The sequence below is a fragment of the Pseudomonas fluorescens genome, from assembly GCF_902498065.1.
In the GTDB taxonomy this organism is placed as follows: domain Bacteria; phylum Pseudomonadota; class Gammaproteobacteria; order Pseudomonadales; family Pseudomonadaceae; genus Aquipseudomonas; species Aquipseudomonas fluorescens_BJ.
The window spans coordinates 986012-999054 of sequence record NZ_CABVIR010000001.1 but is presented as its reverse complement, the minus strand read 5'-3'; the positions used below and the strand labels follow the sequence as shown (position 1 = coordinate 999054).

Genomic DNA, 13043 nt, shown 5'->3' with positions numbered 1-13043 from the left:
GTGTTGCGGCTTCTTGTTTTGCTTGAGGTTAGTGAGCAAACAACGAATTGCCCTTCTGTCCTGCCAGTTTCTCCGGCTTGATCAGGAACCGCGCCAGCGCTGGCAGCAGCCACAGCGCGCCGAACATGTTCCAGAGCAGCATGAAGGTCAGCATCAGGCCCATGTCGGCCTGGAACTTGATGGCCGAGAAGATCCAGGTGCACACGCCGATGGCCAGGCACAGACCGGTGAACAATACGGCTTTACCGGTGGACTTCAGCGTTTGGTAGTACGCCTCTTGCAACGGCAGACCGGCACGCAGGAAGCTTTCCAGACGGCTGTAGATGTAAATGCCGTAGTCCACGCCAATCCCCACACCCAATGCCACCACCGGCAAGGTCGCGACTTTCACGCCGATGCCCATGAAGGCCATCAGGGCGTTGCCGAGTACCGAGGTCAGCACCAGTGGCAAAACGATGCACAAGGTCGCCGCCCAGGAGCGGAAGGTGATCATGCACATGGTCGCGACGCAGATATAGACGAGGATCAGGATGGTCAGTTCGGATTCCTTGATCACCTCGTTGGTGGCCGCCTCGATGCCGGCGTTACCGGCGGCGAGGATGAATTCCAGGCCTTCCTTGTTGTTCTCCTTGGCGAAGTCCTGAACGGCATGGACCGCACGATCCAGCGTTGCAGCCTTGTGATCGTTGAGGAACACCAGCACCGGCGCCAGGGAGCAACTGTTGTTGTACAGGCCATCAGCCCGGGCGATGGAGTTGTTCAGCACGTCCGGGTTGCGCGACAGGGTTTCCCATTTCAGGTTGCCCTCGTTCATGCCCTTGATCATCTGCTTGGACACGGTCACCAGCGAGATCGCCGACTGCACGCCCTCGGTGTTCTGCATCTTCCACATCAGCTCGTCGATCGGCGCCATCGCTTCGTAGCGCGAGCAACCTTCGGACTTGGTCTTGACCATCACCACCAACACATCGGAACTGGTGGAGTAGTTGCTGATGATGAAGTTGTTGTCCTTGTTGTAGCGCGAATCCGGACGCAACTCTGGAGCACCCTGGTCGAGGTCGCCGATTTTCAGGTTCTGGCTGTACCAGAGGCCGCCACCGAAGGCCAACAGGGCCAGGACAATCGACACCGGGGCGACTTTCGGGCTGGCGAAGTTCGACAGCAGGCGCCAGAACGGGTGTTCGCGGTGCGCGTCTTTCTTGCTGCGCTCGACAGCGCGCTTGCTGATGCCGGCGTAGGAAATCGCCACCGGCAGCAGGATCAGGTTGGTAAATACAATCACCGCCACGCCAATGGATGCGCCGATGGCCAGCTCTCGAATCACGCCGATGTCGATGATCAGCAGCGTAATGAAGCCCACCGCATCCGCAAGGATCGCGATCATCCCCGGCAGGAACAATTGGCGAAAGGTGCGCCGCGCCGCAGTCAACGCGTTGTCGGCTTCACTGGACTGCAACGCGATGCCGTTGATCTTCTGTACGCCGTGGGAAATACCGATGGCGAAGATCAGGAACGGCACCAGCATCGAGTACGGATCCAGCCCGAAGCCGAAGAAGTGCATCAGGCCGAGCTGCCAGACCACCGCCACCAGCGTCGTGGTCAACACCGCCACGGTGCTGCGCATGCAGTTGGTGAACCAGTACAACAGAATCAGGGTGATGACGAAGGCGACACCGAAGAACATCACCACCATCACCAGACCATCAATCAGATCGCCGACTTTCTTGGCGAAACCGACGATGTGGATCTGCACGTTGGGGTTCTGTTTCTCGAACTTGTCGCGGATCTTTTCTTCCAGCTCGTGGGAGAACTTGCGGTAGTCCAGGGCCAGCAGCTTGCCCTGGTCCTGCGGGTCCGGGTAGGACTCCAGCAGCGGGATATCGACGATGCTCGACTTGAAATCGTTCGCCACCAGACGCCCGACCTGCCCGGACTTGAGCACGTTGTTGCGCAACAAATCGAGACTTTGCTGGGAGCCGTTGTAGCTCTGCGGGATCACTTCACCCCCGGCGAAGCCCTCCTCCGTCACCTCGGTCCAGCGTACGCTCGGACTCCACAGCGACTTGAGACCGGAACGGTCGACGCCGGAGATGTAGAACACTTCGTCGTTGATCTGACGCAGGGTCTCCATGTACTCCTTGGAAAAGATGTCGCCGTCGGTGGCTTCAACCGAAATGCGAACGGTGTTGCCCAGGTTCGCCAGATCGTTACGGTGCTCCATCATCTTTTGAATGAATGGATGCTCGAGCGGGATCATCTTTTCGAAACTGGTGGACGGCCGGATCAGCGTCGCCTGCCAGAACAGGAAAATACTGACCAACAGGCAGATCACAATCACTGCCGGGCGGTTGTTGAAAATCAGGCGCTCCAGAAACGTCGCCTTGTCTTGGTGATGGCTGCTCAAGGATGTCATAGACCCGCCTTCTTATTATTTGCCCGGCTCATTTGGACGACCCGTTTTTTCCATTCTCTGCGCCGGCACCAGTTGGCGAGGTGACGCGAACGCCGCCCTGTCCTGCCAGAATCAGATTGCCGTTGCCTGCCGCGGTGACCGCCGAAACGGAAATGCGATCGGGACGGTTGAACACGCTGAAGGTTTCGCCGTTGTCGTTGCTGCGAATCACCGAGCCGCCGTTGCCGACGATCACGATCGAACCATCGTCAAGCAAGGTGGCGCCAGACAGACCGAACTCCAGCGCACCTCGGGTGGCTTTCAGCTCGACCGGCTCCCAGGTGCTGCCGAAATCGGTGGAGCGAAACAGGTTGCCGCGCAGACCGTAGGCCAGCAGCGTGTTGGCCTCGGCGGTGCCGATCACACCGAACAACGAGCCTTCGTATGGGCCTTCAAGCTTTTCCCAGGTCTGTCCCCAATCAGCGGAGCGGAACATGCTGCCCTGCTCACCGACGATGAACAGCCCGGCATCCTTGACCGCGGCGATGCCGTTGAGGTGGTACTGGTCTTCGTTGTCCAGGCGATCGCTGACGTCTTCCCAGTTCTTGCCGCCGTCGGTGGTGGCCAGCAACGCGCCGTAAGCGCCTACGGCAAAGCCGCTGTTGGCGTCCTGGAACCAGACGTCGAGCAGCGGCGATTCGCGTTTAAGGTCTTCGTATTGCTTGGTCCAGGTGACGCCGCCGTCCTCGCTGGCGAGGATCTGTGCATCATGGCCGACGGCCCAGCCGTGTTGGTCATCGACAAAAAACACCGAGGTCAGCAGTGCACGGGTCGGCACCTTGGCCTGGGTCCAGGTTGCCCCTTGGTCATCGGAATAAAGAATGTGCCCGCGATCGCCGACCGCCACCAGGCGCTTGCCGGCGTGCACGACGTCGAGCATCAGGCTTTTGCTGGCCTTGGCGGATTCAACGGAATAGACAACGTCGGTGGCTGGCGCCGCAGCGGCCAGCGCAGGTGCCGACAACACGGCACAGCCCAACAGCGAGAGCGCTGTAGCCAGCAATGCGAATTTGCGCAGTGCCGGCGGGCGGCAGATACCCACACCCATGACAGGCTCACTCATAGACCTTCCCCCATTATTATTGTTAGGTCGTTCAACCTTTCAGGGCGCCGTTAGGGGTGCTCGCTGGGATTGAGTCATTAGGAGCATAGTCCTGAAACCCGCAATCCAGAGCCCCTTCGGAAGCTGGCTTATCCTATCGGTGTTTGGAAAGGTCTGACAATCGACGCCACGTTATGTTTTGTTAACCTGGGGGGGATGGGGGCAGGCTGAATGGTGGGGTATCAGGTAGGGTGATTGGTCTTGTCGGTTGGTGGTTGGTGTCCATAACCGTTGCTGCGGGGCTGCCTACCGGCCGGCCTGTCGTTTGAAGCGTTCGCGTTCCCCTGTGGGAGCTGGCTTGCCAGCGATGGACGTCCGGACACAGCGTTCATTCAGACCGCACGCGTAATCGTTAACGTCCATCGCTAGCAGGCTAGCTCCCACAGGGGTTTCGGGTACATCCGCGAGAACAGGCCGGCTGTCAGGCCGCCTTCGCGGGCAAGTCGGATCGCCGCACCGCCGCCCCCACAGGAGTCGAGTGAACACCTGCGGGAGCAAACCCAAACTCACGCCAGGCTTTTGCTGACCACTTCAAACACATCGCTGGACAGTTGACCCGAAGCGCGAATCCGCTCCAGCTCGCCTTTCATCAATGCCTGACGGGCGTCGTCATATTTGCGCCAGCGGGTCAGCGGCGCCAGTTGGCGCGAAGCGATCTGCGGGTTGAAGCCGTTCAGTTCGATCACCAGATCCGCGAGGAAGCGATAACCCGACCCATCTGCCGCATGGAAGTTGATCAGGTTCTGCCCGGCAAACGCACCGACCAGCGCCCGCACCTTGTTCGGGTTCTTGATGTTGAACGCAGGATGCTGCATCAACTGACGCACACGCTCCAGCCCACCCGGCAACGTGCTGCCCGCCTGAACACTGAACCACTGGTCCATGACCAGCGGGTTGTCCTTGAAGTGCTCGGCAAAACTCGCCAGCGCCCGCGCTTTGTCTTCTTCGAACGACGAGTTGACCAGCACGGCCAACGCTGTGAGGCGCTCGGTCATGTTGTCGCTGGTCTCGAATTGCTCAAGCGTCGCCGCCAGGACTTCAGGCTTACCGCTCAACATCAGGTAAGACAGCGCAATGTTCTGCAATGCGCGACGGGCAAAGTGCTCGGCCTCGGCCACGTACGGGGTTTGTTTCGACAGATCGCGGTTGGCCTGGTAACGCAGCCACAACGCTTCGAACAAGCCGTCCGCCAATTGCTTGCGGGCAAACTCGCGGGCGATGTGGATGGCATCGACGTCCGCCACTTCGCTGATCTCGGTCAGATACGCTTCACCCGGCAACGACAGCATTTCAGCAACCATCGCCTGATCCAGCGTTTCGTCCGACAGTACAGTGCGCAACGCGGAAACCAGACGCTGATCCAGTACCAGCGTCTCGCCCTTCTGTTGCTGAGCGATCAGTTCCTGCAGCACTTGAACCGACAGTTGCTGACCGGCATCCCAGCGATTGAAGCCGTCGCTGTCGTGCTGCATCAGGAACATGAGTTGATCGCGGTTGTACGGGAAGCTCAGTTTCACCGGCGCCGAGAAACCGCGCAGCAGCGAAGGCAACGGCTGTTCAGCGATGTCGACAAACGTGAAGGTCTGCTCCGCTTCAGTCACCGAAATGACCCGCGAAGTACCCTGAGCGCTGGCTTCACCGGAAAGACGCAACGCAATGGCCGCGCCTTTGGAGTCCAGCAGGCCCAACTCGACAGGAATCACGAACGGCAGTTTTTCAACCTTGTCCGGGGTGGCCGGGCAGCTCTGGCGGAAGGTCAGGCTGTAGGTTTTTGCGGCGGCGTCGTAGGACTCGCTCACTGCCAAGCGCGGCGTGCCCGCCTGGCTGTACCAGCGTTTGAACTGGGTGAGGTCGACACCGTTGGCATCTTCCATGGCCTTGATGAAGTCGTCGCAGGTCACGGCCTGGCCGTCATGGCGGTCGAAGTACAGGTCACTGCCTTTACGGAACCCTTCGGCACCGAGCAAGGTGTGGATCATGCCGACCACTTCCGAGCCCTTTTCGTACACGGTCAGGGTGTAGAAGTTGGAAATCTCGATGAAGCTGTCCGGGCGCACGGCGTGGGCCATGGGACCTGCGTCTTCGGCGAACTGGTGGGTCCGCAGGTAAGCCACGTCCTGAATCCGTTTCACGGTGGCCGAGTTCATGTCGGCGGAGAAACCGGAATCGCGGAACACGGTGAAGCCTTCCTTCAGCGACAACTGGAACCAGTCGCGGCAGGTCACGCGGTTACCCGACCAGTTGTGGAAGTATTCGTGGGCAACGATCGCTTCCACGCGCTGATGCGCGGCGTCGGTCGCGGTTTCGGCGCGGGCCAGCACGGCGCTGGAGTTGAAGATGTTGAGGCCCTTGTTCTCCATGGCGCCCATGTTGAAGTCGTTGACCGCGACAATCATGAAGATGTCCAGGTCGTACTCGCGACCGTAGACCTCTTCGTCCCAGCGCATGGACTTCTTCAGGCTGTTCATGGCGTGCTGGCACTTGTCGATGTTTTCCGGTTCGACATAAATGCGCAGCGCCACGGAGCGCTCGGTCATGGTGGTGAAGGTGTCTTCGACGCACCACAAATCACCGGCCACCAGCGCGAACAGGTAGGCAGGTTTCTTGAACGGATCTTCCCAGGTCGCCCAATGGCGGCCGTCTTCGCCCGGACCACTGGCAATCGGGTTGCCGTTGGACAGCAGCACCGGGTAGCTGTGCTGCTCGGCAACCACCGTTGTGGTGAACGTGCTCATCACGTCCGGACGATCGAGGTAATAGGTGATCTTACGGAAGCCTTCGGCCTCGCACTGGGTACAGAACATCGTGCCGGACTTGTACAGGCCTTCCAGCGCGGTGTTGGTTTCCGGGTGGATCTTGACGCTGGTGTCGACGGTGAACGTGGTGCTGGTCGGCTGCAGGGTCAGGTGATTTTCGGTCAGTTGGTAATCGGCATCGCTCAACTCGCGGTCGGCCAACGTCACCGACAGCAGTTCGAGTTGCTGGCCGTCCAGCACCAGCGGCGGCAGGCCCGGACCACGTTCAGGGTTGCGGCGCATCACCAGTTGCGCATGGACCAGGCTGTGGTCCTCGAACAACTCGAAGGTCAGGTGCGTCTCGTCGATCAGGTACTCAGGCGCCTGATAGTCTTTCAAATAGATCATCTTCGGTTGTTCGGTGCGCATGCTGGAGTCCTTACTGATGCACGGCGAGCTGATAAGCCGTGTATTTACGAATATTGATCACGCCGGTGTCGAAGATCAGGTACTGGCCCTTGATTCCCAGCAGAGTGCCTTCGGCAATCGGGTTCTTGTCCAGGTTGAAGCTGACGATTTTGGCCGGGTACTGCTCGACCGGATAGCGGATTTCGAGCGGTTCCACATCGGCAATAGTCTGGATTGCCTGTAGGCCGAATCGTTCCTGCAAACCCTGCAAACCTTCGGCGCAGCTATCGAACAGCTGATCGCGAACCTCGGCCAGATCCACCGAAACCGCTTCGCCCTTGAGTAAAGCACGCCAGTTGGTCTTGTCCGCCACCTGACTGCGAAACAGGTCTTCGACGAAGCCCGACTGCTGGCGGGTCGAAACACGCATGATCGGCAACGCCTGACGGGCGCCCTGGTCGATCCAGCGGGTCGGCAGCTGAGTCGCGCGGGTAATCCCGACTTTGACCCCGGACGAGTTCGACAGATACACAATGTGATCGGTCATGCAGAACTTCTCGCCCCACTCCGGCTCACGGCAGGTACCCGCGTCGTAGTGGCAACGCTCCGGGCTCATGATGCAGATATCGCACTGCGCCAGTTTGGTCATGCACGGGTAGCAGTAACCCTGGCTGAAGCTGGTTTTGGTCTTGCGCCCGCAATGGGAGCAGTGGATCGCCCCGAGGTACTCAAGACGCACCGTCGTGCCGATCAACGGATTGACCGGTACCTCGACGTCGCCCAGACGAAACGCATACTGCACGTCGGACCCGTCCAGGCGCGCCGACATTTTACTGACTGCACCGCGGCCAATCTCGATCAATGGATGGCATCCGACTTGAACAGGATATTCGGCACTTCAATCGACTTCGAGCTGCATTCCTGCACCCCCATGTAACCGGTGCGCTGGTCTTCGGGCAGGTTCTGGATTTCCCAAGCGATCATCGCTTGCAGCGACAGTTCGCGTTGCTCGGCGGTGAGTTTGCCGCCATCGGACCATTTGCCGATTTCCACCGCCAGTTTCAGGCTCTGGTAGATGTCCGGGGTGATGTTCTTGATCATTTCGTTGAAAGAGGACATTGGGTCTCCGCGCTCTTTGATTCACGTAACTGTTTTAGACGGCCAGTTTACGGCGGTTGTACAAACCACCCAACAAACCGGTGAAGCATCCGATGAGTAACCCGCCGACGTGGGCGGCGTTGGCGATTTCACCGAAGCCGATCATCGAGACCAGCCCGGACAGGCACAGCAGCAGCCACACCAGCATCATCACCAGCACACCGCGCGGCAGGCGATAAGCCCGATTTGGCGACAGCAACTGGAAGATCCAGCAATGCCCGAGCAGGCCGTACAGCACGCCGGACAACCCGCCAAACAAGGTCGGGCCGCTGAAATAAAACTGGGCGTAGTTCGACACCAGGGCGAACAGCAAGGTCAGGCCGATCAGGTTGATTGCGCCCTGACGCGACTCGATGCGTCGGCCCAACTCCCAATACCACATGCCGTTCATCGCCAGGTGCAGGAAACCGAAGTGAATCAGCATCGGCGTCACCAGGCGCCACCACTGCCCCGCCGCCAGGCTGTCGGCCAGTGGCACAAAATGGATGTACTCGCCAACCACCCGAAAATCGAGAAAGGTCAACCAGCGCATGGTGTCGAGGTTTTCGCCCAACAGCGTCACCGCGCCGACGATCAGGCTCAGCAACAGCACCAGCGCCGTCGCTTTGGCGTGGCGCAATTGCTCGACGAAACCGGGACGCTTCGTTGTTTTCGCCACCGGAATATCCAGCTGCTGATCGGGATCACCCGCTGGAAAACGCTCGTACAGCGCACGCACGTCTTCACTGATATTGGCGGGCACCCACAGCACCTGCTCGCCCTGCTCTTCACTGACCCGATGCGGCACCTGCATGCGTTGCAGCAGCTTGACGAACCCGCTCAGGTCCACCGCCAACGGCAGGCGTAAAACGGCCACGGCACTCATCGCAGGGCCTCCGGCCGTTCGACATCGACCCAGACGAACTTGTGCGGATCGAGCCGGGCTTCCTGGTCCAGGCGATAGGCAACCAGCTTGCCGTAAAGCACCGCGCTGTAATCCAGGCAGGCCAGGTTCGGGCGGATCGGCGCCGGTTTGCCGCTGCGCCAGTAGTGGCCGACGAACAGCAAGGGCTCTTCAACACCATAGCGCAGCAAGGTGTTTTTCTCGGTGGACGACAGCGGCGTCCGGGCGACGGGTTCAGGCAAGGCGTCAGGCTGGAACACAATGTCTCCGTAGGTTTGCGGATCGTCTTCCCAGAATTTGGTGCGGAAGAACGAGCGCGTCAGGCCATCGCCGCTGGTCATGGTCAAGCCGTCAGGCAAGCGCATGTCGGTGCCGCGCAACAAGCGATCGAACACGGTGCAGGCAAAACTGCCCGGCACCGCAGAGGCCTGGAGGAAATGTTCATCGACGCAACCGTCGGAAAACAGCGCGCGCAGCGGCTCGATCAGGCCCGAATCCCAACACGCGTGGACCACTCGGAAACGCCCGGCATCCACAAACAGCGGCAATTCGTAGAACCATTGCTGGAAGTCATGCCAGTCGGCGGGATGATCTTCAAATTGGGTCAGGGTTTCACCCAGCAGGCGCGCGTGCCGCGGCGTGTGTTCACGGACGAATTGCTTGCCGCTGCCCGGCGGCGCCGGTGTGCTCCAACCGAGCGCGTTGAATTCATGGTTGCCCATGATGCACAACGCCTGGCCGGCCTCGACCATATCGTGGACGATGTGCAGCGCCTCGCGAATCCGCGGGCCGCGGTCGATGATGTCACCGACGAACACCGCCATACGCGACGAATGCCGCCAGACGCCACCCTGTTTGTGATAGCCGAGCCGGTCGAGCAAGTGCTCAAGGGTCAGAGCGCAACCGTGCACGTCACCGATCAGGTCATAACTTCGCGCGGGATCGAGCATCAGTCGCCTCCACCCCCCAACTTGCTGCCCCAGCCGAGTTTGGTCCGGCAGACTTCGTAGTAGTTGTGGTCCAGCGGATGAATCAGCCGTAGCTTCTGCGCTTTTTTGCTGATAGTGATGGTGTCACCCGGCGCGCAGGTGAAATGGTTCTGCCCGTCACAGGAGACTTGCGGGTAGATCTGCATATCCTTGGACACGACGATTTTCAGCTCACTGTTGCCATCGACCACAATCGGTCTACCTGACAAGGTATGGGGGTACATCGGCACAATCACAATAGCGTCGAGCTTGGGGTGCATGATCGGGCCACCTGCCGACAGCGCATACGCGGTTGAACCGGTCGGCGTGGCGACGATCAGGCCGTCGGCCTTCTGGCTGCAGACGAACTGGCCGTCGATATACAGCTCGAATTCGATCATGCGTGTCGATTTGCCGGGATGCAGCACCACGTCATTCAGCGCATCGCCCTGGCCGATGGCCTCGGCGTGGCGGCGGACTTCGGCTTGCAGCAGGAAGCGGTTTTCCACCAGATAGTGGCCGTCGAGCACTTCGGCGACTTTGACTTCAAGTTCATCAGGGCGAATATCGGTCAGGAAACCGAGGCTGCCACGGTTGATGCCGAGCACCGGAATATTATGTCGGGCCAGTGCGCGCGCGGCGCCGAGCAGGCTGCCGTCACCGCCGACCACAATCACCATGTCGCAGACTTCGCCGAGCATCTTGCGCGACGAGGTTTGCAGGCCATGGCCCGGCAGGACCTCGGCGATGGTGTCTTCAAGGATCACATGCAGGTGACGATCGAGCAGAAACCGTTTCAGTCGGCGGACGGTATCCAGCACCTGCGAACTGCCCAGGCGACCGATGATGCCGATATTACGAAATTGCTCCATGGTGCCCCTACGGTCTGCGACGGCCAAAAGCACGATTATGGGCGAAAGCGCGGGATAGACAAAATCCTTTCAGCCACAAGGGTGTACTCATGTTTAGGGCTATGCTCGCAAGATGATCCTATTTCCCGATTTGCTGCTGTTACCCCACCAGTTGCGCCACCCCGAAGTGCGCGACCTGGCTTGGGTCATCCTCGCGCCACCGATGCTCGAGGCCACGCCGTGGCCGCAACGCCATCCACTGGCCGGCAGTGACTGGGTGCAGGCGCCGGAACGGCTGGAGCTGTGGCTGCGGCAACTGGATCGTGACAGTTATGACCTGCTGCACTGGCTGGCCCAGGCCCGGACCCGGCGCCTGGGTTTGTATTACGAACGGTTGTGGCAATACGCCGTGCGCCATGCACCGGGCATCGACCTGATTGCCGCGAACATGCCCATCCGCCGCGAAGGCCACACGCTGGGCGAACTGGACATGCTGCTGCGCGATCGCGACGGCGTGCATCACCTGGAACTGGCGATCAAGCTTTACCTCGGCCCGCAAGACGGCAATGGGCGTGACACCGCGCAATGGCTGGGGCCGGGCTGCCACGATCGACTGGACCGCAAACTGGCGCATTTGAGTCAGCATCAGTTACCGATTTCCGCCCGGCCGGAGAGCCGTGAAGTGCTGGCGGCGCTGGACATTCAACAGTTCAGTGCGCATTTGTGGCTGGGTGGGTATCTGCTGTATCCGTGGCCGGGGCAGTCCCAACCACCGGACGGCGCACATCCGCAACATTTGCGCGGAAGCTGGCTGCATCAAAAGGACTGGAAGGATTTTGTCGCACAGCGCCCGTCCGGGCGTTGGCAACCCCTGCCCCGCCATGCCTGGCTGGCGCCGGCGCATTATCCGGTGGAGCAGACCTGGAACACGGAACAGCTGGAGGCGTGGCTCGTCGATCTTGAGCCGCTGGCGCCGGCGCAATTGCTGGTGCGGTTGATCGAAAATGCCGATGGGGATTGGGAAGAGGCAGAGCGGTTGTTTCTGGTGGCGGACCTTTGGCCGAATGTGCCGGGCAGTGGTTGAGATTTGTAGCGGCCGTACCGACTCCATCGCGAGCAGGCTCGCTCTCACAGGGCCTTCATCATAAGGATGATCCAGTGTGGGAGCGAGCCTGCTCGCGATGGGGCCAACCCGGTCTAAACGGACAACCGCACAGCCAGCGCCGCCAACGTCACCAACAACACCGGCACCGTCAACACAATCCCGACCTTGAAGTAATACCCCCACCCGATCCGGATATTCTTGCGCTCCAGCACATGTAACCACAGCAACGTCGCCAGACTGCCAATCGGCGTAATCTTCGGCCCCAGGTCGCTGCCGATGACGTTGGCGTAGATCATTGCCTCCTTCACCACCCCGGTCGCCTGGCTGGCATCAATCGACAGCAAACCAATCAACACCGTCGGCAGATTGTTCATCATCGACGACAGCAGCGCCGTCAGCACACCCGTGCCCATGGCCGCGCCCCAGACGCCATAACCGGCGAAACCGTCCAGCCAACCCGCCAGATACCCGGTGAGCCCGGCGTTGCGCAGCCCGTAGACCACCAGATACATGCCCAGCGAGAAAATCACGATCTGCCATGGCGCTTCTTTCAGCACCTTGCGCGTAGAAATCTTGTGGCCTCGGGCAGCAATGGCCAGCAGCAACGCCGCGCACACCGCCGAAATGGCACTGATGGGAATGCCCAGCGGTTCCAGCGCAAAACAGCCAAGCAACAGGATCAGTAACACCGCCCAACCCGCGAAAAAAGTCGCCCTGTCGTGGATGGCGCTGGCCGGATGCGCCAGTTGCTCGGGATCGTAATCCTTGGGAATGTCGCGTCGAAAGAACCACATCAGCACCGCCAGCGTCGCCGCGACGCTGACCAGGTTGACCGGGATCATCACCGCCGCGTAGCGATTGAAACTGATGTGGAAGAAGTCGGCGGAAACGATGTTCACCAGGTTCGACACCACCAGTGGCAAGCTTGCGGTGTCGGCGATGAACCCGGCGCCCATCACGAACGCCAGGGTCGCCGCCGGGGAAAAACGCAACGCCAGCAGCATGGAAATCACAATGGGCGTGAGGATCAGCGCCGCGCCGTCATTGGCAAACAGCGCCGAGACCAGCGCGCCAAGCAGCACCATGTAGGCAAACAGCTTGCGCCCACTGCCCCGCCCCCAACGGGCGACGTGCAGCGCCGCCCAGGCAAAGAACCCCGCCTCGTCCAGCAACAGGCTGATGATGATTAGCGCGACAAAGGTGCCGGTGGCGTTCCAGATGATCTGCCAAACCAGCGGGATATCGCTCAGGTGCACCACCCCGAAAATCAGCGCCAGCACCGCACCGAGTACCGCACTCCAGCCGACGCCCAGGCCTTTGGGTTGCCAGATCACCAAGGTAATGGTCAGCAGGAAAATCAGCGACGCTACAAGCATCCGAA

10 protein-coding genes are annotated in these 13043 nt (G+C 60.3%); 1 reads left to right on the top strand and 9 read right to left on the bottom strand.

The annotated features are described in order from the left end of the window. Positions 1–28 precede the first annotated feature (28 nt). From F8N43_RS04980 to F8N43_RS04945, 8 genes are all read right to left on the bottom strand, one after another. Positions 29–2413 (bottom strand): efflux RND transporter permease subunit, encoded by a 2385-nt coding sequence (locus tag F8N43_RS04980; RefSeq protein WP_150630583.1) that lies wholly within the window; start codon positions 2411–2413, stop codon positions 29–31. Positions 2414–2441: 28 nt separating this feature from the next. Next, complete coding sequence (locus F8N43_RS04975) at positions 2442–3515, bottom strand: WD40/YVTN/BNR-like repeat-containing protein (RefSeq protein ID WP_150630582.1); 1074 nt, start codon at positions 3513–3515, stop codon at positions 2442–2444. A 545-nt stretch (positions 3516–4060) separates the two neighbouring features. Next, the gene (gene pepN, locus F8N43_RS04970) at positions 4061–6718 is read right to left on the bottom strand and encodes an aminopeptidase N (RefSeq protein WP_150653304.1); all 2658 of its coding nucleotides are present in this window, start codon (positions 6716–6718) and stop codon (positions 4061–4063) included. A 10-nt stretch (positions 6719–6728) separates the two neighbouring features. Beyond that, entirely contained in the window at positions 6729–7559 is an 831-nt protein-coding gene (locus F8N43_RS04965) for a DUF2797 domain-containing protein (RefSeq protein WP_150630580.1), read from the bottom strand. Next, positions 7556–7816, bottom strand: coding sequence for a YeaC family protein (locus F8N43_RS04960; RefSeq protein WP_150630579.1), 261 nt, complete (start codon positions 7814–7816; stop codon positions 7556–7558). The genes F8N43_RS04965 and F8N43_RS04960 overlap by 4 nt, the downstream gene beginning before the upstream one ends. Positions 7817–7850: 34 nt before the next feature. Further along, complete coding sequence (locus tag F8N43_RS04955) at positions 7851–8720, bottom strand: rhomboid family intramembrane serine protease (RefSeq protein WP_150630578.1); 870 nt, start codon at positions 8718–8720, stop codon at positions 7851–7853. Further along, the gene (locus F8N43_RS04950; RefSeq protein WP_412070970.1) at positions 8717–9691 is read right to left on the bottom strand and encodes a metallophosphoesterase; all 975 of its coding nucleotides are present in this window, start codon (positions 9689–9691) and stop codon (positions 8717–8719) included. The genes F8N43_RS04955 and F8N43_RS04950 overlap by 4 nt, the downstream gene beginning before the upstream one ends. Further along, positions 9688–10578 carry an NAD(+) kinase gene (locus F8N43_RS04945; RefSeq protein WP_007906781.1) on the bottom strand — a complete coding sequence of 297 codons (891 nt, stop codon included), beginning with the start codon at positions 10576–10578 and terminating at the stop codon, positions 9688–9690. Before F8N43_RS04945 ends, F8N43_RS04950 begins: the two co-directional genes overlap by 4 nt. Positions 10579–10690: 112 nt before the next feature. On the opposite strand from F8N43_RS04945, the gene F8N43_RS04940 reads away from it, so the two are divergent. After that, positions 10691–11641: a DUF1853 family protein gene (locus tag F8N43_RS04940; protein ID WP_150653303.1), complete on the top strand. Its 951-nt coding sequence runs from the start codon at positions 10691–10693 to the stop codon at positions 11639–11641. A 113-nt stretch (positions 11642–11754) separates the two neighbouring features. Here F8N43_RS04940 and F8N43_RS04935 read toward each other — a convergent pair whose 3' ends face one another. Beyond that, entirely contained in the window at positions 11755–13038 is a 1284-nt protein-coding gene (locus F8N43_RS04935) for an arsenic transporter (protein ID WP_150630575.1), read from the bottom strand. Between the last annotated feature and the right edge of the window lie 5 nt (positions 13039–13043).

Excerpts from the sequence above, each read along its gene's own strand:
- F8N43_RS04980 (WP_150630583.1), bottom strand. The coding sequence starts at position 2,413 with ATGACATCCTTGAGCAGCCATCACCAAGACAAGGCGACGTTTCTGGAG.
- F8N43_RS04975 (WP_150630582.1), bottom strand. The coding sequence starts at position 3,515 with ATGAGTGAGCCTGTCATGGGTGTGGGTATCTGCCGCCCGCCGGCACTG.
- pepN (WP_150653304.1), bottom strand. The coding sequence starts at position 6,718 with ATGCGCACCGAACAACCGAAGATGATCTATTTGAAAGACTATCAGGCG.
- F8N43_RS04960 (WP_150630579.1), bottom strand. The coding sequence starts at position 7,816 with ATGTCCTCTTTCAACGAAATGATCAAGAACATCACCCCGGACATCTAC.
- F8N43_RS04955 (WP_150630578.1), bottom strand. The coding sequence starts at position 8,720 with ATGAGTGCCGTGGCCGTTTTACGCCTGCCGTTGGCGGTGGACCTGAGC.
- F8N43_RS04945 (WP_007906781.1), bottom strand. The coding sequence starts at position 10,578 with ATGGAGCAATTTCGTAATATCGGCATCATCGGTCGCCTGGGCAGTTCG.
- F8N43_RS04940 (WP_150653303.1), top strand. The coding sequence starts at position 10,691 with ATGATCCTATTTCCCGATTTGCTGCTGTTACCCCACCAGTTGCGCCAC.
- F8N43_RS04935 (WP_150630575.1), bottom strand. The coding sequence starts at position 13,038 with ATGCTTGTAGCGTCGCTGATTTTCCTGCTGACCATTACCTTGGTGATC.